This window comes from Solibacillus sp. FSL H8-0538, assembly GCF_038003525.1.
Lineage (GTDB): Bacteria > Bacillota > Bacilli > Bacillales_A > Planococcaceae > JBBOPI01.
Genome location: NZ_JBBOPI010000001.1, coordinates 932,071 through 953,888 on the forward strand (window position 1 = coordinate 932,071; position 21,818 = coordinate 953,888).

General features: G+C 39.5%; 21 protein-coding genes. All 21 read left to right on the forward strand.

Annotation, left to right across the window (positions count from 1 at the left end; translation table 11 throughout):
* The first annotated feature begins 44 nt into the window (after window positions 1-44).
* The 21 genes from MHH87_RS04240 to MHH87_RS04340 all read left to right on the forward strand — a co-directional run bounded on the left by MHH87_RS04240 (window position 45) and on the right by MHH87_RS04340 (window position 21,803).
* Complete coding sequence (locus tag MHH87_RS04240; protein WP_340748083.1) at window positions 45-455, forward strand: transcriptional regulator; 411 nt, start codon at window positions 45-47, stop codon at window positions 453-455.
* A gap of 126 nt (window positions 456-581) precedes the next feature.
* The gene (locus MHH87_RS04245; protein ID WP_340748084.1) at window positions 582-794 is read left to right on the forward strand and encodes a biotin/lipoyl-binding carrier protein; all 213 of its coding nucleotides are present in this window, start codon (window positions 582-584) and stop codon (window positions 792-794) included.
* A 46-nt stretch (window positions 795-840) separates the two neighbouring features.
* Entirely contained in the window at window positions 841-2,379 is a 1,539-nt protein-coding gene (locus tag MHH87_RS04250) for an acyl-CoA carboxylase subunit beta (protein WP_340748085.1), read from the forward strand.
* A gap of 157 nt (window positions 2,380-2,536) precedes the next feature.
* The gene (locus tag MHH87_RS04255) at window positions 2,537-3,433 is read left to right on the forward strand and encodes a ketopantoate reductase family protein (protein WP_340748086.1); all 897 of its coding nucleotides are present in this window, start codon (window positions 2,537-2,539) and stop codon (window positions 3,431-3,433) included.
* Window positions 3,430-3,825, forward strand: a complete 396-nt coding sequence (locus tag MHH87_RS04260; RefSeq protein WP_340748087.1) for a DUF3397 domain-containing protein — start codon at window positions 3,430-3,432, stop codon at window positions 3,823-3,825. The genes MHH87_RS04255 and MHH87_RS04260 overlap by 4 nt, the downstream gene beginning before the upstream one ends.
* 150 nt (window positions 3,826-3,975) lie before the next feature.
* Window positions 3,976-5,592 carry a bacillithiol biosynthesis cysteine-adding enzyme BshC gene (gene bshC / locus MHH87_RS04265; RefSeq protein ID WP_340748088.1) on the forward strand — a complete coding sequence of 539 codons (1,617 nt, stop codon included), beginning with the start codon at window positions 3,976-3,978 and terminating at the stop codon, window positions 5,590-5,592.
* Between the two features lie 176 nt (window positions 5,593-5,768).
* Window positions 5,769-6,200 carry a division/cell wall cluster transcriptional repressor MraZ gene (gene mraZ, locus MHH87_RS04270; RefSeq protein WP_340748089.1) on the forward strand — a complete coding sequence of 144 codons (432 nt, stop codon included), beginning with the start codon at window positions 5,769-5,771 and terminating at the stop codon, window positions 6,198-6,200.
* Between the two features lie 26 nt (window positions 6,201-6,226).
* Complete coding sequence (rsmH, locus tag MHH87_RS04275; RefSeq protein ID WP_340748090.1) at window positions 6,227-7,177, forward strand: 16S rRNA (cytosine(1402)-N(4))-methyltransferase RsmH; 951 nt, start codon at window positions 6,227-6,229, stop codon at window positions 7,175-7,177.
* Window positions 7,178-7,546: a cell division protein FtsL gene (gene ftsL / locus MHH87_RS04280; RefSeq protein ID WP_340748091.1), complete on the forward strand. Its 369-nt coding sequence runs from the start codon at window positions 7,178-7,180 to the stop codon at window positions 7,544-7,546. It abuts the gene before it with no gap.
* Window positions 7,543-9,750, forward strand: coding sequence for a penicillin-binding transpeptidase domain-containing protein (locus MHH87_RS04285; RefSeq protein ID WP_445683077.1), 2,208 nt, complete (start codon window positions 7,543-7,545; stop codon window positions 9,748-9,750). The genes ftsL and MHH87_RS04285 overlap by 4 nt, the downstream gene beginning before the upstream one ends.
* Before the next feature lie 62 nt (window positions 9,751-9,812).
* The gene (locus tag MHH87_RS04290; protein ID WP_340748093.1) at window positions 9,813-11,729 is read left to right on the forward strand and encodes a penicillin-binding transpeptidase domain-containing protein; all 1,917 of its coding nucleotides are present in this window, start codon (window positions 9,813-9,815) and stop codon (window positions 11,727-11,729) included.
* Between the two features lie 92 nt (window positions 11,730-11,821).
* Window positions 11,822-12,796 carry a phospho-N-acetylmuramoyl-pentapeptide-transferase gene (mraY, locus tag MHH87_RS04295; protein ID WP_340748094.1) on the forward strand — a complete coding sequence of 325 codons (975 nt, stop codon included), beginning with the start codon at window positions 11,822-11,824 and terminating at the stop codon, window positions 12,794-12,796.
* Entirely contained in the window at window positions 12,793-14,145 is a 1,353-nt protein-coding gene (murD, locus tag MHH87_RS04300) for a UDP-N-acetylmuramoyl-L-alanine--D-glutamate ligase (RefSeq protein ID WP_340748095.1), read from the forward strand. The genes mraY and murD overlap by 4 nt, the downstream gene beginning before the upstream one ends.
* A gap of 184 nt (window positions 14,146-14,329) precedes the next feature.
* Window positions 14,330-15,430, forward strand: a complete 1,101-nt coding sequence (locus MHH87_RS04305; protein WP_340750877.1) for an FtsW/RodA/SpoVE family cell cycle protein — start codon at window positions 14,330-14,332, stop codon at window positions 15,428-15,430.
* A gap of 3 nt (window positions 15,431-15,433) precedes the next feature.
* A complete protein-coding gene (locus MHH87_RS04310; RefSeq protein WP_340748096.1) occupies window positions 15,434-16,264 on the forward strand; it encodes a cell division protein FtsQ/DivIB in 831 nt (276 codons plus the stop codon).
* Entirely contained in the window at window positions 16,242-16,967 is a 726-nt protein-coding gene (locus MHH87_RS04315; protein ID WP_340748097.1) for a DUF881 domain-containing protein, read from the forward strand. Before MHH87_RS04310 ends, MHH87_RS04315 begins: the two co-directional genes overlap by 23 nt.
* Before the next feature lie 24 nt (window positions 16,968-16,991).
* Window positions 16,992-17,702, forward strand: coding sequence for a DUF881 domain-containing protein (locus tag MHH87_RS04320; protein WP_340748098.1), 711 nt, complete (start codon window positions 16,992-16,994; stop codon window positions 17,700-17,702).
* 12 nt (window positions 17,703-17,714) lie between these two features.
* Window positions 17,715-18,086, forward strand: a complete 372-nt coding sequence (locus MHH87_RS04325) for a small basic family protein (protein ID WP_340748099.1) — start codon at window positions 17,715-17,717, stop codon at window positions 18,084-18,086.
* 95 nt (window positions 18,087-18,181) lie between these two features.
* Window positions 18,182-19,474 carry a cell division protein FtsA gene (ftsA, locus tag MHH87_RS04330; protein ID WP_340748100.1) on the forward strand — a complete coding sequence of 431 codons (1,293 nt, stop codon included), beginning with the start codon at window positions 18,182-18,184 and terminating at the stop codon, window positions 19,472-19,474.
* Window positions 19,475-19,513: 39 nt separating this feature from the next.
* On the forward strand, window positions 19,514-20,665 hold the full coding sequence (ftsZ, locus tag MHH87_RS04335; protein ID WP_340748101.1) for a cell division protein FtsZ: 1,152 nt from the start codon (window positions 19,514-19,516) through the stop codon (window positions 20,663-20,665).
* A 316-nt stretch (window positions 20,666-20,981) separates the two neighbouring features.
* The gene (locus tag MHH87_RS04340; RefSeq protein WP_340748102.1) at window positions 20,982-21,803 is read left to right on the forward strand and encodes a sigma-E processing peptidase SpoIIGA; all 822 of its coding nucleotides are present in this window, start codon (window positions 20,982-20,984) and stop codon (window positions 21,801-21,803) included.
* The last annotated feature ends 15 nt before the right edge of the window (window positions 21,804-21,818 follow it).

Genomic DNA, 21,818 nt, shown 5'->3' on the forward strand with positions numbered 1-21,818 from the left:
CGTCTCTATTCGCATATAGTAGTAAAAAATGTGAGGTGACTGAAATGGAACATAAACGAAGAAAAGATCAGTGGACGGTGGCGGATGATGAAAAACTTGCTGAAATTGTCATTCAAGCTGTTCAAAATGGTAAAACGCAACTAGAAGCATTTGAGGCGGCAGCGCTCGTATTAAATCGTACAAAGCAGGCATGTGGTTTTCGCTGGAATAAAACATTGCGTCTCCAATATGGCCAAATGTTAAATAGTGTTCGCAAGCGCCCGAAGCAATTAATGCGCAGCCATTTGAAACTAGCGTTGACTAGCTTTGATGAGCTAACAGAGGCCTATACGGAGCTTGAATTAAAATACCGTGAGCTGCAAACAGATCATGAAAAATTGCTGAGATGGCTACAACAAGGTAACGCCTTTCTTTCAAAACAACAGGAAGCAAAAGAGGAAATGAGTATAAAGTAGATAAAATAATCATTTTTTCTTGAAATATAAGGAAAATATTTGAAATAAAATTCGATGCTAGCTTACAATAGAAGAGAAACATGTCGATTTTATTCTCGAACAATAATCTTCTAAGGAGGCATTACTATGGGGGAAGTAAAAGCACAAATGGCAGGAACAGTATTTGAAGTAAGCGTTAAAGAGGGCGAAGAGGTGACAAAAGGGCAAACGCTCATAATCTTAGAATCGATGAAGATGGAAATACCGTGTGAAGCAGAAACAGGTGGCGTTGTCGTGAAAATTCTTGTAGCAGAAGGGGATTTTGTTGAAGAAGATGATGTACTTGTTGAACTAGCATAACCTTGGAATCTAGTAGGTTAGAATTCTGGTCGAAGGAGAGAATTGTATGACGAACACATCGTATAACGAAACTTTACAGCAAAAAATCGAAGCAATTTATGCAGGGGGTCATGAGAAATATCACGAAAAATTAAAGGAAACGAATAAATTATTTGTACGTGATCGTCTACAGCTATTATTTGATAACGGGGAATATGAGGAAGATGGCCGCTTTGCAAACTGTGAGGCGGGCGATTTACCGGCAGATGGAGTTGTCACGGCAATTGGGAAAGTCGGTGGACAAACTGTTTGTGTAATGGCTAATGATTCGACGATTAAAGCCGGATCATGGGGCTTCAGAACGGTTGAAAAGATTATTCGTATACAGGAAACGGCCGAAAAAATGCAAGTACCGCTTTTCTATTTAGTTGATTCAGCAGGTGCGCGAATTACAGACCAACTAGAAATGTTCCCTGGTCGTCGCGGTGCTGGGCGTATATTCCATAATCAAGTGCGCCTGAGCGGCATGATTCCACAAATTTGCATTTTGTTTGGTCCGTCTGCAGCGGGCGGGGCATATATTCCGGCGTTTTGTGATATCGTCATTATGGTGGACGGCAATGCGTCAATGTATTTAGGTTCGCCGCGCATGGCAGAGAAGGTCATCGGAGAAAAGGTGACCCTAGAAGAAATGGGTGGAGCGAATATGCATTGTACGGTGAGTGGATGTGGTGATGTGCTTGCTACAACTGAGGAAGAGGCCATTGCGGAGGCGCGACGCTATTTAAATTATTTTCCTTCAAGCTATGCTGATTTACCGCCGCTTGACATCGGGAAGGTTCCGAAAACGGGTCGTACACTTGAGGAAATGATTCCAAAAAATCAAAATGCACCATTTAATATGTATGAGTGTATTGATCAGCTAATTGATGTAGGCAGTTTTTTTGAGGTGAAGAAACTGTTCGCTGCAGAGCTTATTACTGGTCTTGCGCGCATTGATGGGCTAGTGGTAGGTATTGTTGCGAATCAGCCGAAAGTGAAGGGTGGCGTATTATTCGTTGATTCAGCGGATAAAGCGACTAAGTTCATAAATTTATGTGATGCCTTTTCGATTCCACTTTTGTTTTTGGCGGATGTACCAGGATTTATGATTGGTACTAAAGTAGAACGTGCAGGCATAATTCGACATGGTGCGAAATTTATATCGGCTATGAGCTCAGCAACCGTGCCGAAAATCTCAGTTATTATTCGCAAGGCATACGGTGCGGGTTTATACGCGATGTGTGGACCTGCATTTGAGCCCGATGTTTGTATCGCACTACCAACAGCTCAAATTGCGGTGATGGGCCCAGAAGCTGCCGTTAACGCGGTATTCTCTAATAAAATCGAAGCGATTCAGGATCCGAAAGAACGCGCAGCATTCGTTAAAGAAAAAATCGAAGAATATAAAAAAGAGATTGATTTATATAAGCTGGCATCGGAAATGGTAATTGACGAAATTGTAGCGCCCAATCATTTACGCGAAACGCTTATTCAGCGATTCGGCTATTATAGTACAAAACAAATTATATTGCCTTATCGAAAACATCCCGTCTATCCAGTATAATAATTGTTACCTGAAGGGGCTGTCTTGAAGGCAGGCCTTTTTTCTGTGTGGTTAACAAAGTTTAACTTTCTAAACTACCTAATAAAGGACGTCATCTAGCCGTATTTAGGGACGAGATGATGCCATTCTGATTCGAGATTTTTTAGGAGGAGTAGCGATGCTTATTCAAATTGTCGGTGCAGGTGCAGTTGGCATGCTCATGGCAAGTTTTGTTGCGGAGGCGGGTTTGCCGGTACAGTTAGTGGTGAGACGCGCGCAGCAAGCCGTTATCATAAATAAACAGGGGCTTGTACGTCAAAATATTGATGGAGATGCGCAACAATTTCAATTTCGATCAACGACGCGCATAAATAACGAGACGGGGTTAATTATTGTAGCTGTGAAATACGGTCAATTATCAGAGGTTATCGAAAATTTACATAGTGTAAATGAACAAATTCCTATATTATTTCTTCAAAATGGTTTAGCCCATTTTGAAGAGGGGTTAAGGCTGCCACATCAGCATATTGCCTATAGTTCTGTGCAGTTTGGTGCACAAAAATTAGATGATGTAACAGTCGTGCATCGTGGGATTGGAGCAATGAAGATCGCTGTAGCACGTGGAGAAGTAGGTGTGTTTCAATTTCTGGAGCAATTAGAAAGTCGTACTTTGCCAATTGTTTTTGAGGCAAATGCGGAACAAATGCTATTGGAAAAAGCGTTGCTAAATTGTTTTATTAATCCTTTAACAGCCATCTTACAAATAAAAAATGGGCAACTACTTCAAAATAGCGAAGCTCTCCAATTATTGCAATCATTATATAATGAATTAAGGTCTGCTTTTCCTGAGCTAACGAACCTAGTTAGTTTTGAAGATGTCCAACAATTATGTGCTCGTACAGCGAATAATACGTCTTCTATGCTTGCAGACCGGCTGCTTGGGCGTAGAACAGAGGTTGATACAATTGTTGGAGCAGTTATCAAAAAAGCACATAACGCCGGGAAGCAACTACCAACACTCGAGACGTTGTACTGTTTAGTAAAAGCCTTTGAAGAGAGCGGTGAGAAAATGTGAAGTTTGTCATACAAGTTTTGATGACGACTATTTTATTTTGTCCTATTATTGCACTTTTGATAACATATGTGATTTTCCGAAAATGCAAAATTGATCATGTGAAAGCATTTGGTCTTGCTGCAGATATCACAACATGTGTATTGTTTTTAACGGTACCGCTTGCAATAAATAGCATATGGGAGGTGTCACTATTCATTCCTGTTATTTTAATGGCGGTAGTCATTGCTGTGTTTTTTACATACATTGATTGGAAAACGAAAAAAGAAATTGAAGTACTGCAGTTGCTGAAAAAACTGTGGCGAATTTACTTTATTTTATTAGGCGTTTTATATTTTGTTATTTTGGTTGGGGGGCTTACACAAAATATTATTGGGTATGTCGCACCTATGTAAAATATTATCCGAAGATGTAAGCATTTTCTTTCCACAAAAGGTGCTCAACGTTTACAATAAGAAAACAGTCATGAATTAAAAATATAGTAGCATAGTAAAGATAGTCATTAGTACTAACATAGTAGAGATAGAAGTAGAGGAGATTTTTCAATGAAGCTGGAACAAATTTCATTACCAGTGAAGAACGGATTATTAGCAGACTATTGGTCTGAAGATGCAAATATTCATACGTTTTTCGATTATAAATATAATGATCAATCATTTGTGGAACGTGCGAGCTACTTGCAAAATAAAACATATGACATGGAGCAACTAGCAACAGTAATTCGCGTTTATATGGAAAAATTCGGCATACATTCAGCGGTGGAACAACATTTAACGGATCTTGAACAAGGTGCACTTGTAGTTGTTGGAGGACAGCAGGCGGGCGTACTAACAGGCCCGTTATACTCGGTTCATAAAGCCATATCGGTAATTTTATTAGCAAAAGAACAGCGCGAGAAATTACAAATTCCTGTTGTACCACTATTTTGGATTGCTGGTGAAGACCATGATATAGAGGAAATTAATCATACGTATACAATTGTAGATGGGCAACCGAAAAAGCGTGGCTATAGTGAACGCTCTAAACGTAAAACGATGGCTTCTACAACAGCATTAAATCAAGAAGCGATGGAACAACTTGTACGCGTTGTATTTAAGGACTTCGGTGAAACGGCGTATACAGAAGGGCTACTAGTAGATGTGTTAAAGCATGTCCGAGCGAGCGAAACTTTTACGGACTTCTTTGCAACATTGATGAATGAGTTATTTGCTAAACATGGTCTGTTAATGATTGATGCGGCAAATGGGGCATTCCGCCAATATGAGAAGTCGTTCTTTGCAGCGATTATTCAGCATAATGAGCAAATTGCCAAAGTGGTAGTAGAGCAGGAACGTGAACTAATGGAAGCGGGCTACGGTATGCCGATTGAAGCGAATGCGGACAATGCAAACTTATTTTACGTACAAGACGGAGAGCGCTTTTTATTAGAATGCAAAAACGAGCAGTTTCGTAATGTGCTAGCGCATATTAAATTTACAAAGGACGAGTTACTCGATCTGGCGAAAAATACACCTGAAAAGCTCAGTAATAATGTGGTTACGCGTCCGCTAATGCAAGAAATGACGATTCCAGTTCTAGCCTTTGTAGGAGGACCCGGGGAACTTGCTTACTGGGCAACCTTAAAAGGTGCTTTTGCTATACTAGATTTACAAATGCCGATTTTTGCACCACGTCTTAATATTACGTTGCAAACTCGCCAAGTACAGACACTTCTTCAACAGTATGAGCTGTCACTTATGCAAATCATTGCGGGTGAAGGCGAACAATTGAAGCAGGAGTTTATTGGGAGCGTGCAGGATGTGGAAGCGGCATGTCAAATTCAGCAAATGAATGAATTGCTAGCAAAACAATATGATGAGTTACTTAATCATTTATCGACACAGCAATTAGATCTACAAAAAATTATTGAAAAAAATAAAGTGTATCATGAGCAACAGTTTAGTTATTTACGAAGTAAGATCTCCCAGCAAGTACTGCAAAAACATCAGGTAGTGTTAAGGCAATTTGATGTATTGCAGGCAGAGCTTTTACCGAACGAAGGTTACCAAGAGCGGCTTTATAATCCGTATCAGTTTCTAAATACTTATGGTCCGACGTTGATTGATGATTTATTGGGTCTTCCGATGAGTATTTGTGCTCAACATCAAATTGTCTCGCTGTAGAATTTATGAGTTATCTCACATAGAGATAACTCTTTTTTTATGCCATTTCTATTAGATGTTTTTAGGTGAATACGGTCTAATTACACAAATACCAAATAGTTGTCAACCATTTTCTAAAAGTTGTGGTGGAAAGTGGGGCAATGTGGTACATTATTTATTAAAGTGGGGTGAGTAGCATGTTCATGGGAGAATATCAACATTCCGTTGATACGAAAGGGCGACTGATTATACCTTCAAAGTTCCGCGAAGCACTTAGTGATTCATTTGTTATTACGCGGGGACTTGATAACTGTCTTTTTGGCTATCCTATGGATGAATGGCGAAAACTCGAGGAAAAACTAAAGGATTTACCGATGACGAAAAAAGATGCACGTTCGTTTGCACGATTTTTCTTTTCTGGAGCTACTGAAGTAGAAATAGACAAGCAAGGCCGGATTAATATTCCATCTACACTTATTCATCACGCTAATCTTGTAAAAGAGTGCGTCGTGCTAGGTGTATCCAGTAAAATTGAGATTTGGGCGAAGGATGCATGGGATCAGTACTTTACTGAATCGGAACAATCTTTTAATGAAATAGCAGAAAATATGGTAGGTTTTGATTTTTAGTCAGACCAGAAAAAGGAGCTTAGAATATGTTCGATCATACAACTGTGTTATTGAGAGAAACTGTTGATGGATTGAACATCAATCCGGATGGTATTTATGTGGATTGTACTTTAGGTGGTGCAGGGCATAGCGAGTATTTAGTGAAGCAGCTATCATCAGAGGGGCGTTTAATTTGTTTTGACCAAGACACAACAGCAATAGAAAATGCGAAAGTAAGACTAGCCGATTATTTAGATCGTGTAATATTTGTTCATTCAAACTTCCGTTATTTAAAGGAAGAGCTATTAAATTTAAACATCCATGAAGTCGATGGCATTTTATATGATTTAGGTGTCTCATCACCGCAGCTAGATACACCAGAACGTGGCTTTAGTTACCATCACGATGCGCCTCTAGATATGCGCATGGACCAAACGGCAGAGTTAACCGCTTTCCATGTCGTGAACGAATGGTCGTATGAAAATTTAGTCCGTATTTTTTTCCGTTACGGAGAAGAAAAGTTTTCAAAGCAAGTTGCACGTAAGATAGAACAAGCACGCGAAGTTGCGCCGATTGAAACGACAGCTCAGTTAGTAGAATTGATTAAGGATGGTATTCCAGCCCCAGCTCGTCGCAAAGGTGGACATCCTGCGAAGCGTATTTTCCAAGCGATTAGAATTGCTGTGAATGATGAATTAGGAGCAGCAGAGGATTCTTTAACTGATGCAATTGACATGTTGGCAATTGGTGGGCGCATTAGTGTCATTACGTTCCATTCACTAGAGGACCGTTTGACAAAAACAATTTTTAAAGAAGCTTCATCACTACCAGATTTACCACCGGGACTACCCGTGATTCCGGAACATATGAAGCCAATTTTAAAACTTGTAACACGAAAACCGATTGTACCATCAGAAGAGGAGTTAGAGGCAAATAATCGTTCACGTTCAGCAAAGTTACGCGTTGCTGAAAAAATTAACGATAAAGGACGTGGGTAAATGGCAGTCAGATTAAGACAGACTAATATTCAACAGCCTGGAATGCCTGAGCAAAAGAAGCAGCAACCACGCCAACCTAAACAGAAAAAAATAAAGCTTATTTCGGTACAGGAGAAAATACTATATGTGGCATTTGTAGTGCTAATGGCTGTTTTAGCAGTTTCGATTTTACATACACAGGGAGAAATTCAAACTGTAGGTATGGAAATTCAAAAAATTGAAACTGAAACGCAAAAAATAAGTATGGAAAATGTCGATTTAAAAGTTCGTGTTAGCGAATTATCTACGTATGAGCGTATTTGGGAAAAAGCGAAAGAACTCGGTTTAACACTAAATGAGAAAAATGTGAAGGTAGTGCCGGGCGAATGAAAAAGAAAAAATTTCGTTTCCAGTTAGGAGCCTTTCTGATGTTTGCAATATATGGAGGGCTCTTTTTACTATTATTTTGGCGGATTGTTCATATTCAGGCGACAGGTGAAGTTGAAGGTCATGCTCTAGCTGTTGAAGCAGCAGCTAAATATGAAAAAGAAACCGTGTTAGCAGCAGACCGTGGGAAGATTTTAGACCGCGATGGCAATATTATTGCAGAAGATACGCTAAGCTACCGCCTGATTGCGGTTGTTCGAGAGTCTGCAACTACAAACCCTGAAAAACCGAGACATGTAGTTGACCCACAAGAAACGGCAAAAATTTTAGCGCAGTATATTCCAATGGATGAAGCGGAGATTTATGCGCGCCTTACAAAAGAGGGAGATCCATATCAAGTCGAATTTAAATCAGCTGGTCGAGGTATTAGTCACGAAGTTAAGACTGAAATTGATGAGCTAAAATTGCCGGGTATTCTTTTTGTGAGTGATACGAAACGTTATTATCCAAATGGCTCCTTTGCTGCCCATTTAATTGGTTTTGCCTTAAAAGAAGATCAAAAGGATGGAACTACTAAAACGGTCGGTAAGATGGGACTTGAATCTATTTATAATGATCAACTCACTGGAACAGACGGCGCACTAAAGTATCAAAGTGATGCATTCCGTTATTTGTTACCGAATAGTGAGAAAATGGTTCAGCCAGCAACAGATGGTTCTGATATTCATTTGACACTCGATAAGTCGATCCAAAATTTTCTAGAAGACGCTATGTCACGAGTGAATGATGAATATAATCCAGAATCGATGGTAGGTGTTGTAGCCAATCCAAAAACAGGGGAAATTTTAGCAATATCTCAACGTCCAACTTTTGATCCAGATACACGAGCAGGGCTTGAAACAAATTGGCTAAACGATGTCATTGAAAATGTTATTGAGCCAGGTTCTACGATGAAAATTTTTACTGTCGGGGCTGCCGTTGATTCTGGTAATTGGCATCCAAATGCAACGTACCAATCCGGTCAATATACGTTACTAGACCGAACAATTCGTGACCATAACTTAGTTGGCTGGGGGACAATATCTTATTTAGAAGGATTCCAGCGTTCATCAAATACTGCCATGGCACATTTACTAGAAATTATGGGGCGCGATACTTTTGTAGAATATATAAATAAATTTGGGTTTGGTGAAAAGACCGGTATTGATTTACCTAGAGAAGCAACCGGTACGATATTAACGAAAGTACCAAGTAATGTTTTAACGACATCCTATGGTCAAGGGTCAACGGTAACACCAATTCAGCTTATTCAAGGTTTAACGGCAATTGCCAATGACGGTGAAATGATGCAGCCGTATGTCATTGATAAAATTGTAGACCCAAATACCGGGGAAGTTACATTTGACTCAAAGCCTACAGTAAAGAGTAAGCCGATATCAGCAGAAACAGCGAAAACGATGCGAGAGTTACTTGCTTCCACAGTAACTTCTGAGGTGGGGACTGCGAAACGCTTCCAAATAGAAGGCTATGAGGTTGCTGGGAAAACAGGAACAGCGCAAATGCCAAAGAAAAATGGTGTTGGTTATGACTGGGGTAAAAATGAGTTCCTTTATTCATTTTTAGGGATGGCACCTGCAGACGATCCACAATTAATTATGTATATTGCAATCGCAAAACCGCAATTAAGTGCGACAGAAGTAGGCTCAGAACCCGTTTCGCAAGTTTTTAACTCCGTGATGCAAAATAGCTTGAAATATTTAAACATTAATCCGGAAGATGTGGCCAAGGTGAAAGTAACTTCTGTAGCAGACTATGTAGGTCAGCAAGCAGAAGCGATTCAAATAGAACTAATGAATGAGGGGCTGCAGCCAATTATAATTGGTAAGGGCGGGGAAGTAATCGCTCAATATCCAAAAGCTGAAACCAAGGCTACAGCAGGCAGTCTCGTATTTTTAAAAACGGACGGTGAGATTACATTGCCATCATTTACTGAATGGTCGCTACGTAATTTGCTCGTCTATAAAACGATGTCTAAATTACCCATTGAGATTATCGGAGAAGGCTATGTAGAAAGTCAAAGCGCTTCACCTAACACAGTTATTTTAGATAACGCTCCAATTGTTGTAAAACTAAAAACGCCGGAGCAATCCTTTGCAACGCCCGTTGAAGAAATAGGCGATGAAGGCGAGCAATTACCACAAGATTAATGTAGTACTGAATAGAAGTCCACTTATTTACATACGTTGTTTAAAACGAGGTGTGTTGTCGAATGAAGTGGATTTCCGTCCATTCAAAAAAACGATTAAAGTGGATCTTGATTGCATTAGTACTATATGGCGTGGCGATTTTTCTTAAATTAATTTACCTTCAGTTTTTTCAATATGAAAAATTAACGACCTTAGCGAAGGAAAATTGGGACAGGGAAATTCCCTTTGCATCAGAGCGCGGACTAATTGTAGATCGGCATGGTGAGATTATCGTGACGAACAAATTAGCACCTACACTGTACTTTATGCCATCTCAAAATTCGCAGCCGGAAGAGGTAGCAGAGGCAATTGCGGAAGAGCTTGGTATCCAGCCGTCACCTATTTTGCAAAAGCTCAAGAAACGTGCGTATTTAATTAAGCTAGCACCACAAGCAAAAAATATTACGTATGAGCAGGCAGTTGCGATACAGCGCAGACAAATCCCAGGATTATATAGCGGGGTGGATTATATTCGACAGTATCCGCATGGTAATTTGCTCGCGCGCTTTATAGGTTTTACGGGAGTAGACAATCAAGGTCTTGCAGGTATTGAATATGAATACAATCAACTGTTAACAGGTAAAGATGCGGCAATTCGCTTGTTCACAGATGCAAAAGGCAGTTCGCTAGCTCATGTTGATGATGAATGGAAGGCAGGGAGCTCGGGTGCAACAGTTGAGCTGACCATTGATTTACGTATTCAACAATTCGTGGAGCGTGAGTTAGCGCAGGCGATGAAAAAGTATGATTCCGATCAAGCATTAGCCATAGCGATGAATCCAAATACTGGTGAGATTTTAGCACTTGCTTCTTTTCCAACGTATGACCCAGCGAATTTTAATGAAGTAGAGCCGGCAATTTATAATCGTAATTTACCTGTGTTTATGACATATGAGCCTGGCTCTACCTTTAAAATTATTACACTAGCTGCAGCGGTAGAAGAAGACGTCGTCGATATGAAGAACGATCATTTTTATGATGCGGGCTATACACTTGTCGAAGGGGCACGCTTACGTTGTTGGCGGCGTGAAGGGCATAAGGATCAAACCTTTTTACAAGTTGTAGAAAACTCTTGTAACCCAGGTTTTGTACAGCTCGGGCAACGTGTTGGTGCAACGAAGCTGCTGGATTATATTCATAAATTTGGCTTCGGAGAAAAGACAGGCTCAAATATTTCTGGCGAGGCAAGTGGGATTTTATTTAAGAAAGAAGCGTTTGGTCCCGTCGAGCATGCGACGACATCGTTCGGTCAAGGGATTTCTGTTACGCCGATTCAACAAGTGCAAGCAGTGGCAGCGGCAATTAATGGAGGCAATTTGTATCAGCCATATGTTGTGTCCAAAATTAAGGATGGAGATAGTGGTACCGTACTGCATGAAAATGTACCGACTATAAAGCGGTCAGTTATTAGTGAAGCATCCTCCACTATTATTAGAGAAGCATTAGAGTCGGTTGTGGCAAATGGTTCCGGCCGACAAGCTTACCGTGATGGCTTACGAATTGCTGGGAAGACTGGAACAGCACAAAAGGTTGAAAATGGTCGATATAAGGATGGCGATTATATCGTTTCCTTTATTGGTTTTGCTCCAGCAAATGACCCGGAAATAATAATTTATGTAGCAATTGATCATCCGAAAAGTGCATTGCAGTTTGGTAGCGTCATTGCGGCACCGATTGTCGGGCAAATCATAGAAGATATTGCGCCGATTATTGGGATTGAGAAGCAATCGGAGCAGCTTGACAGAAAATATGTATGGGGCGATGAATTAACTGCACGGCTAGCTAATTTTGTTGGGCAATCAGTTAATAGTATCGTCGAGCAACAATATCCGTATAAAATTCAGTGGCATGGCAGTGGAAGCAAGGTTGTACAGCAATTACCAGCTGCCGGTAGCCTAATAGAACAAGATGAAGTACTTCATCTCTATTTAGATAATTAAATGTTAGTTCGTTCTTTTAAAATGGCAATAAAACAACTATTATAGTGAAGGATGTTCACTTAGAACAGAAGAAGATTTAAAGGAGTTTTTACATGACACTTGCAACAACAGTGACCATTTTAGCAGTATCATTCATCATAACAGTAATTCTAGCGCCGATTGGAATTCCAATGTTACGACGGCTAAAGTTTGGTCAAAGCATCCGTGAAGAGGGACCCCAGTCGCATATGAAAAAAGCGGGAACACCGACAATGGGTGGTATCATCTTTTTACTAGCAATTATTTTAACGACTATAGGTGTAGGCAATATTTTTGATTTATTTACAACACAAACAGTTGTTTTATTACTCGTTTTAGTTGGATTTGGAGTCATTGGTTTTTTAGATGATGGATTAAAAGTAATCTTTAAAAGAAATTTAGGATTAACATCATTGCAAAAATTAATCGGGCAAATTGTCATTGCAATTGCAGCATTTCTGTTATTACGTCTAGGTACATTCGATACATCGATTACCATTCCATATACAGATTTATCGATTGATTTTGGGGTGTTATATGTTGCATTTTTAATTTTCTGGTTAGTAGGTTTCTCAAATGCCGTCAACTTAACAGATGGCTTAGATGGCTTAGTAGCAGGAACAGCTTCGATTGCCTTTGCAGCATTTGGCGTTATTGCACTGTTTAATGAGCAAGGTGATATCGCATTATTTGCTTTTGTTGTAACAGGTTCTTTACTAGGCTTCCTTATTTTCAATGCCAACCCAGCGAAAGTATTTATGGGCGATACGGGTTCACTTGCTTTAGGCGGTGCACTGGCAATGATTTCTGTGCTTGTAAAGTCAGAGTTATTGTTATTACTAATCGGGTTGGTGTTCGTTATTGAAACATTATCTGTTATTTTACAAGTAGGTAGTTTTAAATTACGCAAAAAACGTATTTTTAAGATGAGCCCTATTCATCACCATTTCGAGTTATCGGGTTGGTCAGAATGGAAGGTCGTAGTTGTATTTTGGTCTACAGGGTTAATCGTTGCATTAATTGCAGTATTAGCGGAGGCGTTTTTATGATTGAGTATGCAGGGTTAGAATTTAAGAAAGTATTAGTATTAGGTTTGGCAAAAAGTGGTGTTGCTGCAGCGGAGCTATTACATAAGCTTGGTGCATTTGTAACCGTAAATGATGCAAAACCATTTGATGCAAACCCAGAAGCGCAGGGACTACTTGCAAAAGGCATTACGGTTATTTGTGGCCGTCACCCAGAAGATTTACTGGATGAAGGATTTGAATTAATCGTGAAAAATCCAGGTATTCCTTACAGCAATCCAATTATTGCTGATGCAATAGCACGTGGATTACAAGTCATAACTGAAATGGAGCTTGCGTATTTAGTAAGTGAGGCTCCATTTATTGGGATTACGGGTTCTAATGGTAAAACAACAACGACAACGTTAATTTTTGAAATGTTAAATGCTGGAGAGCGCAAGCCATTAATCGCCGGAAATATCGGGACAGTGGCTTGTGGTGTAGCGGCTGAAGCGACAGCAGACAATGTTATCGTTACAGAGCTTTCTTCATTCCAACTAATGGGGACACTTACATTTAAGCCTCGTATTGCCATTTTAACAAATCTTTATGATGCGCACTTAGACTACCACGGAACGTTTGAAAATTACGTAGAAGCGAAATTTGGCGTGACACGTAATCAAACAGCAGAAGATTATTTCATTTATAATGTGGACCAAGAAATCGTACGTAATTATGCAGCGAAATCTAATGCACAGCTTGTACCTTTTACAACAAAAGGACAGACAGCTGAAGGTATTAGTGCAGATGCAACGACAATTTACTGGCAAGGTGATGCCATTTTACAACGTAGTGAAATTGCTCTGCCAGGACAGCATAATTTAGAAAATATTTTATGTGCGGTGGCAGCATCACTTTTACACGGATGTTCTATTGAAGCAATTAAACAAGTACTTGCTCACTTTGGTGGCGTGCGTCATCGGACACAGTTTGTACGTGAATGGAAAGGCCGTAAAATTTACAACGATTCAAAAGCGACAAACTGCTTGGCAACGAAAAGTGCGCTTGCCGCATTTAATCATCCGATTGTGTTATTAGCTGGTGGCTTAGATCGAGGTCATTCATTTGAAGAACTACGCGAAGAAATGAGCAATGTAAAAGCCGTTGTTGCATTTGGTGAAACCGGTTTACGTTTTATAGAGTTTGCAAAATCATGCGGAATTACCGACACAATTAGAGCCATTGATGTAGAAGATGCAGTAGGCTATGCAGCCAAGCTTTCTGCAGAGGGGGATATTATTCTACTATCACCTGCATGTGCCAGCTGGGACCAGCATGGTAGCTTTGAAATCCGTGGCGATTTATTTATTGAGCGTGTCATGAAGCTTTCTTAACCTGATGAGCCCTTTACGTTTCACCCAAAATGCGGATGGGGCCAACAACAGGATGTTGGTCATCGCAACTTGGGTGAAAATGATTTAGCTGTGCGATAGCAACAAATGTTTTTGCTGTGTAAAAGCAAAGAGACAGCTAAAAAACGGCGCAAATGGGATTTTCTAAAATGCTGAAGTAGAAAGGATTGTCACACTGACTCATCAGTTGAAGCGAGTATTTTTTACTTGTGCCTGTTTGCTTTCGGTTATTGGCATTGTTTTTATTTATTCTGCTGGTACGTATTGGAGTTCCGTGCATTACGTCGGACAAACCCCTTTTTATATTAAGCAAGCCGTTTATTTTATTGTCGCAGTGGGAAGCTGTCTAATTTTGATGAAGGCGAAATTTCTACATAGTGAGCGAACATGGACAATGTTATATGTCTTTTCGCTCCTATTATTAGTTGGGGTTTTAATTCCTGGCATTGGTATAGTACGTAACGGTTCACAAAGTTGGATTGGCTTTGGTCCCTTATCGCTACAGCCAGCTGAACTTGCTAAACTGACGACACTCGTGTATTTAAGCATCGTGTTGTCTAAGCGGAAGCTAGGAGAAAGAATCGTCCAAATTAAACATTTTGGCATTATATTATTGCCATCGTTTCTCATTATGTTACAGCCTGATTTTGGAGCCGTGTTCATTTTACTAGTTGCAGCTTTGGTCTTATTATTCATCGCACAATATCCACTGAAGCTATATGTGTTCGTCTTATTGTTAGGGGCAGGAGGTTTAGTCGGCCTTATTTTGGCGGCGCCGTATAGGCTAAAACGAATTGAAGCCTTTTTAAATCCATGGGCAGATCAGTTAGGAAGTGGTTTCCAAGCTGTCCAATCACTATTAGCAATTGGACCAGCTGGATTATTTGGGCATGGTTTTCTAAAAAGTAGACAAAAATATTTATACTTACCAGAACCACAAAATGACTTTATTTTTTCGATTATTCTTGAAGAGATGGGGTTAGCTGGTGGGGTGGTGCTGCTGCTTATTTTTGCGTGCTTTTTAATGACCGGTTATGCACTCGCGATTCGTGCTTTGCTACAAAAACAGTTTTACATTATTAGCGCTTTAACGACGATGATTGCTATTCAGGCATGCCTAAATATAGGGGTTGTTATTAGTCTATTACCGGTAACGGGTGTGACGCTTCCATTTATTAGTTATGGTGGGACATCGTTATTAATGATTTGGTTCACCGTCGCGACCATTTTAAATTTTGCCAATGAGCGAATTAGGAAGGAGGAGTAAGCGGTGAAAAAAGTGATTGATATAACGGAACGTGTTCCAGCAATGCAAAGAGAACGCAAAAAGCGAACAAATTTTAAATTTGTAGCATTAACGACCATATTCGTATTTATAATTGCTTTACTCCTATATTTCCAAACGTCCTATAGTGATATAAAGAAAATTGAAATTATAGGCGATGAAATTGTTGACAGTTCATTTTATTTAAAACAATCCGGCTTAAAAATAAATAACTCGATGTGGGGCTTTAAAATAGCCGATATTGAGAAAGAGATTTCTGCAAGTGACTGGGTACAATCGGTAAAGGTAGAGCGCAAGTTTTTAAATCGAGTAATAGTGACAGTGGATGAATGGAATAAAGTGGCCTATATTTCGAAGGATGGGACATTTTACCCGATTTTAGAAAATGGCGTCATCTTTCAACAATCGAGTGAGCTCGTTCCAATCGATGCTCCTATTTTTCTAGAGTTTGATGATGAAAGTTTGCGTAAAAAATTGTTAAAGGAATTAGCGCAGCTTAATCCACAAGTGTTAGCGCTCATTTCACAAATCAACGCGTCACCGTCAAATGCAGATCCATATGCTGTAACACTTTTCATGAATGATGGCTATGAAGTACGGGCTGATATTTCATCGCTTTCAAGCAAGCTTAATTACTATCCTTCCATCGTCGCACAAATAGAAAGTGTCGAAGGATATGAAAAGGGAATTATTGATATTGAAGTAGGTTCTTATTATCGTCCTTTTTCCGATGAATACGCGGTCGGATTAGCTGAAGAGATAGATAGTGAAGCAGCAGGAGGAGTGGAAGACAATGAAGAGCAATCTTCACAATAAAAAAGCTCCTCTTTTTAATCGGAAATATTTTGTACTGTTAATTGTTTGTATTATTACAGGCTTTTTCATTGGCTATTCGTACAACTTATCGAAGGATAAAAAAACAGTAAGCTCAGCCTCCATGTATTACCAGAAGGAAAATACGTACCGACAAGAGCTAATTGAGCAGCAAGAACGTAATAAAGAATTAACAGATGAAGTAAATAGCGTTGAAAAGAAAATTCGTGCTTATGAAAAAGAATTTGCGTCAAATGAAGAACAGTATGAGCAATATATTGAGGAAGCCGAACGGTTGCGCTTACTTTTAGGGACAACCCCTGGGGAAGGCGAAGGCATTAAGCTAACGCTGGAAGATGGAGAGTATGATGCTGCGAGCACGAATCCAAATGATTATATTGTGCATGATAGTCATATTTTCAAAGTGATTAATGAATTGAAAATTGCTGGTGCGGAAGCAATTGCGATAAATGGGCAACGTTTAAAAACGAATTCCTATATTAGTTGCAATGGCCCTGTGATAACAGTAGATGATAAACAGCATCCTGCCCCTTTCGTCATTGAAGCAGTGGGCAAGCAATCCGTACTAATTGCTTCATTAGAGCTAGCTGGGGGCGTTTTTGACCAGTTATTAAATGAACGTGTTATTGTGACGCTAGAGAAGAGCGATAGAATTCAAATGCCTTCCGTAAATGAAGAAAATTAAACTTGCATTGTGGAGGGAAGATCGATGACGAAAAAAATGTACAGAAACATTACAATCGTGTCCTTCATCATTGGTTTTATGTTAGCTGTACAATATAACACAGTGCAAAATCCGACTGAACGTGATACAAGGGATATTTGGGAAATTCGTCAAGAATTAGCTGATGAGAAAAAACGCCATTCTGAACTACTAACGACGATTCGTTCTTTAACGGAAGTAGTGAATAAGTATGAGGATGCCGAATTTGATAATCCAGAGCTATTGCTAGAACAAACTGTAGAGGAATTACGAATTCAAGCAGGTGTTGTACCAGTGAATGGTCCAGGGTTAACGCTAACCGTATCTCCCTCTTATGAATTAGTACAATTTGGATATGATATCGAATCGCTATCACCTATTTTATTAATCAGGTTAATCAATGATTTGTATCGCTATAATGCAGAAACAATTGAAATCGATGGCCAACGCTTAACTCATACTTCGGCAATTCGTGATATTAATGGGCAAACGTCGATTAATAGTGTGCCGATTAATAATACTGATATAGAAATTAAAGTAATGACACAAACATTTGAACAAGCGCAAAAAATGTATAACCATTTACTAGCTTCATCGTTTCGAGATGAGTTTTTCATCGATAATTTAAATTTAGCGATTCACGAGGCGCAACGAACATTAAATATTCAATCCATTGAGGAAGTAGATTTAAATGAATATTTAACGGAAAAAAATTAAGGGGATTAGAATATGTGGTTACCACTTTTAGGATTAATTTTAGGCGTAGCACTTGGTATTTTAACCGATATTCAAATTCCTTCTGTATATGAAAACTATTTATCTATTGCTGTACTAGCTGCTCTTGATACGATGTTTGGTGGTATTCGTGCACAGCTTCAACAAGTGTATGATGATAAAGTGTTTCTATCAGGTTTTTTCTTTAATATCGTGTTAGCAGCGGGGCTTGCGTTTTTAGGTGTTCATATCGGTGTAGATTTGTATTTAGCCGCTATTTTTGCGTTCGGAGTACGTCTTTTCCAAAACATCGCCGTCATTCGTCGGATATTATTAGCTAAATTAGACGACAGACGATTAATGAATCGTAAAAAATCATCAGAATAAGGTTAAAATTTCATTACAAACGCTAATTTACTTAGACATTAACGTAAATTTACAATAGAATGAACAGTAGGAGTAATCGAAGGAGGTGCAGCGAATTGAATCATCAGGATATTTACGTTTCACTAGATATAGGTTCATCTTCTATTAAAGTATTAATAGGTGAAATGAGTGATGATCAGTTGCACGTAATCGGTGTCGGGCATGTAAAGTCTACCGGCATTCGGAAAGGTGCAATAGTTGATATTGATGCAACAGTACAATCAATTAAAAAGGCCGTAGATCAGGCTGAACGAATGACAGGGATCAAAATCGAGGAAGTGGTGCTTGGAGTTCCAGCAAACCAAACATACTTACAATCTGTAAAAGGAGTTGTAGCTGTTAATGGCGACAACCGTGAAATTACAGACGATGATTTAGAGCGTGTTATCGAATCTGCACAAGTCATGTCTATCCCACCTGAACGTGAACTGGTAAATTTAATCCCGAAACAATTCATCGTAGACAACTTAGATGAAATAAAAGACCCAAGAGGTATGATCGGCATTCGTTTAGAAATGGATGCAACGATGATAACAACATCAAAAACACTAGTACATAATGTACTACGATGTGTTGAACGAGCGGGCTTACAAATACGTGAAATTTATTTACAACCATTAGCAGCAGGTTTCTTTGCATTGACAGAAGATGAAAAAAATCAAGGAACAGCTTATATCGATTTTGGCGGTGGTTCAACGACAATCGCTGTTTTTGAAGAAGGACTATTAACTCATACAAGCGTCATCCCAGTTGGTGGCGATCATATTACAAAAGATTTATCAATTGTATTAAAAACTCCAACAGAACAAGCAGAAAAAATTAAAAAGCAGTATGGACATGCCTATTATGATGATGCTTCAGATGAAGAATTATTTGAAGTCCCTGTAGTGGGAACGGATTCGACGGATCAATATAGTCAGCGTTATATTGCTGAAATTATTGGTGTGCGTTTAGAGGAACTGTTTGAACTTATTTTAGATGAGCTTGCTCGTATAGGTGTAAGAGACTTACCGGGAGGCGTCGTCATTACAGGAGGCGTTGCACAATTAGAAGGACTAGCCCAACTAGCACGCCAAGTTATGCTTACGCGTGTTCGCATTTATACACCGGATTATATTGGTGTACGTGAGCCTTTATTTACGACTGCAGTTGGACTAATTCGTTATGCGCATTCAGATGACAGGTTTTACGGTAGGAGCATGGGAAGTACAGCTCCAGCGTATGTGCCATATCCAGCTCAGCCAACTCCTTCTAAAAAACAATCGAATACACCGGAGAGAGTAGATCACGGTAATAAAGTTCGTGTCATTGATCGCGCGAAAAACATATTAAATAAATTTTTCGAATAACAGCGAAAAATCAAGACGAGAGAAGTAGGAGGAGAAACAATGTTAGAATTTGATACAAGTATGGATCAGCTTGCTGTCATTAAAGTAATAGGTGTAGGTGGCGGAGGTAATAACGCAGTAAACCGCATGATCGAACATGGTGTGCAAGGTGTAGATTTTATAGCAGTTAATACTGATGCGCAAGCATTAAATTTATCAAAAGCTGAATATAAACTACAAATCGGGGGGAAATTAACACGTGGTCTTGGCGCCGGTGCTAATCCTGAAGTCGGTAAAAAAGCGGCAGAAGAAAGCCGTGAGCAATTAGAAGAAGTACTACGTGGAGCAGATATGGTATTTGTTACTGCTGGTATGGGTGGTGGTACAGGTACAGGTGCAGCCCCAGTAATCGCCGGTATTGCACGTGATTTAGGCGCGTTAACAGTAGGTGTTGTTACACGACCATTCACATTTGAAGGCCGTAAACGCCAAACACAAGCGATCGGCGGTATTTCATCAATGAAAGAAGCGGTTGATACATTAATCGTGATTCCAAACGATAAACTACTTCAAATCGTGGATAAATCAACGCCGATGCTTGAAGCATTCCGCGAGGCAGACAATGTACTAAGACAAGGTGTACAAGGTATTTCAGATTTAATCGCAACTCCTGGTTTAATCAACCTTGACTTTGCCGATGTTAAAACAATTATGTCAGGTAAGGGTTCAGCACTTATGGGAATCGGGATTGCTGCTGGCGAAAATCGTGCAACAGAAGCAGCCAAAAAAGCGATTTCAAGTCCACTTCTTGAAACGTCAATTGACGGAGCAAAAGGTGTAATTATGAATATTACAGGCGGCACTAACTTAAGCCTTTATGAAGTACAAGAGGCAGCGGATATCGTAGCACTTGCTTCAGACGAAGAAGTAAACATGATCTTCGGTTCTGTTATTAATGACAACTTAAACGATGAAATTATCGTGACAGTAATCGCAACAGGATTCTCAGATGACTTTGTAGCGCCACGTCCACAGCCAGTCCGTTCAACATTAGGTACGCGTCAACAAGCACAACAAGTAACACAGCCTACTGGACAAGTAAGAGGGCAAGAACCAGTACACCAAGAAGCACCTCGTCAGACACAAAGCTATCAGCAAGAAGATGCTTTAGATATTCCAACATTTTTACGTAATCGTAAAAATCGCGGCTAATATTTAATAGATTGAAGTGGCTATAAAAGCTAGTTTACAGTTGTGATAAACTGTAAACTAGCTTTTTTAATTGTTTAGGAAATTATAAGATTTCGCTTAAGAACTTGAGTGTCCCTTACTAATAATGGGTTGTGTACCTGCCCCTTCGATTTCGTTGCAAAAACGGAGTTATCTCACAAGAATTTGAGATAACTCCGTTTTGTCGATTTGTTTATTTGAATGAAAGTTTTTGTCTAAAACAATTTGCAAAACCTTGCAACCGTTTGACATTTTCTACAGTGAGCCAATGCTAATCTACATGTAGGAGGAGCAAAACATGGTAGGCGAACTAATCATTTTGTACAATACACTATTTAACTTGATTTTATTAATGTTTACGAAAGAAATAACGGGACTGTACATAAGCAAGTGGCGTCTTGTTGCCAGTGCGTTAGCTAGTAGTATAGTTGCGACGATTTTATCGCCCTCGTTATTTGCGTCCATTCTGAGCTTTATCTTATTAATTGGCATTGCTTTCTCTTTTAGAATATACAGTTTTATTATTCAAGGGAGCTGGCTTGTCGTTGGGACGCTATTAGCAGGAGGACTATTAACCGCTCTGCAACCAATTTTGCAGGGGCGTTCATGGCTAACGTATATTTTGCTTAGTGCTAGCGCAGCTTGTATTGGCTTGGCGCTCGTAAAACTGAATTGGCATAAAAAATTACAAGATGCAGTACAACAGTCCTTTTTAACGAGCTGTGAACTTCAATTATTTGAACAAGCTCTTACTGTGAGTGCATTTATTGATACAGGAAACGAATGCGTAGAGCCTCTAAGTAGGCAGCCAGTACATTTTTTATCGTATAAAGCAGTGCAAGAGCAGCTAGCACCGTCGCTAAAAACAGCGCTTGAGCAGTGGCAGGAAGACGCGCCTTTAAATGTATCGATGTTTCCGGTTGAATTTCGTAAAGCAATTCGTTTTGTTCCAATTACTACTATTCAAGAAAATACAGTTATTGTACCAGCCCTTCGCGTGAGTTGTTTACAAGTGCAAGGGAAGTCATATGCGGGGCATTATATTATTTTCACGAAAAATGATGCCCGTTTCCCGCAAGATGCCGAAATGATTCTACATGTTTTTATCCTTACCAATTGATAAAGGGGGATCAGG

Bases quoted from the DNA above. Each gene is read 5' to 3' on its own strand.
- MHH87_RS04240 (WP_340748083.1), top strand. From the start codon at position 45: ATGGAACATAAACGAAGAAAAGATCAGTGGACGGTGGCGGATGATGAA.
- MHH87_RS04245 (WP_340748084.1), top strand. From the start codon at position 582: ATGGGGGAAGTAAAAGCACAAATGGCAGGAACAGTATTTGAAGTAAGC.
- MHH87_RS04250 (WP_340748085.1), top strand. From the start codon at position 841: ATGACGAACACATCGTATAACGAAACTTTACAGCAAAAAATCGAAGCA.
- MHH87_RS04255 (WP_340748086.1), top strand. From the start codon at position 2,537: ATGCTTATTCAAATTGTCGGTGCAGGTGCAGTTGGCATGCTCATGGCA.
- bshC (WP_340748088.1), top strand. From the start codon at position 3,976: ATGAAGCTGGAACAAATTTCATTACCAGTGAAGAACGGATTATTAGCA.
- mraZ (WP_340748089.1), top strand. From the start codon at position 5,769: ATGTTCATGGGAGAATATCAACATTCCGTTGATACGAAAGGGCGACTG.
- rsmH (WP_340748090.1), top strand. From the start codon at position 6,227: ATGTTCGATCATACAACTGTGTTATTGAGAGAAACTGTTGATGGATTG.
- ftsL (WP_340748091.1), top strand. From the start codon at position 7,178: ATGGCAGTCAGATTAAGACAGACTAATATTCAACAGCCTGGAATGCCT.
- MHH87_RS04285 (WP_445683077.1), top strand. From the start codon at position 7,543: ATGAAAAAGAAAAAATTTCGTTTCCAGTTAGGAGCCTTTCTGATGTTT.
- MHH87_RS04290 (WP_340748093.1), top strand. From the start codon at position 9,813: ATGAAGTGGATTTCCGTCCATTCAAAAAAACGATTAAAGTGGATCTTG.
- mraY (WP_340748094.1), top strand. From the start codon at position 11,822: ATGACACTTGCAACAACAGTGACCATTTTAGCAGTATCATTCATCATA.
- murD (WP_340748095.1), top strand. From the start codon at position 12,793: ATGATTGAGTATGCAGGGTTAGAATTTAAGAAAGTATTAGTATTAGGT.
- MHH87_RS04315 (WP_340748097.1), top strand. From the start codon at position 16,242: ATGAAGAGCAATCTTCACAATAAAAAAGCTCCTCTTTTTAATCGGAAA.
- MHH87_RS04320 (WP_340748098.1), top strand. From the start codon at position 16,992: ATGACGAAAAAAATGTACAGAAACATTACAATCGTGTCCTTCATCATT.
- MHH87_RS04325 (WP_340748099.1), top strand. From the start codon at position 17,715: ATGTGGTTACCACTTTTAGGATTAATTTTAGGCGTAGCACTTGGTATT.
- ftsZ (WP_340748101.1), top strand. From the start codon at position 19,514: ATGTTAGAATTTGATACAAGTATGGATCAGCTTGCTGTCATTAAAGTA.
- MHH87_RS04340 (WP_340748102.1), top strand. From the start codon at position 20,982: ATGGTAGGCGAACTAATCATTTTGTACAATACACTATTTAACTTGATT.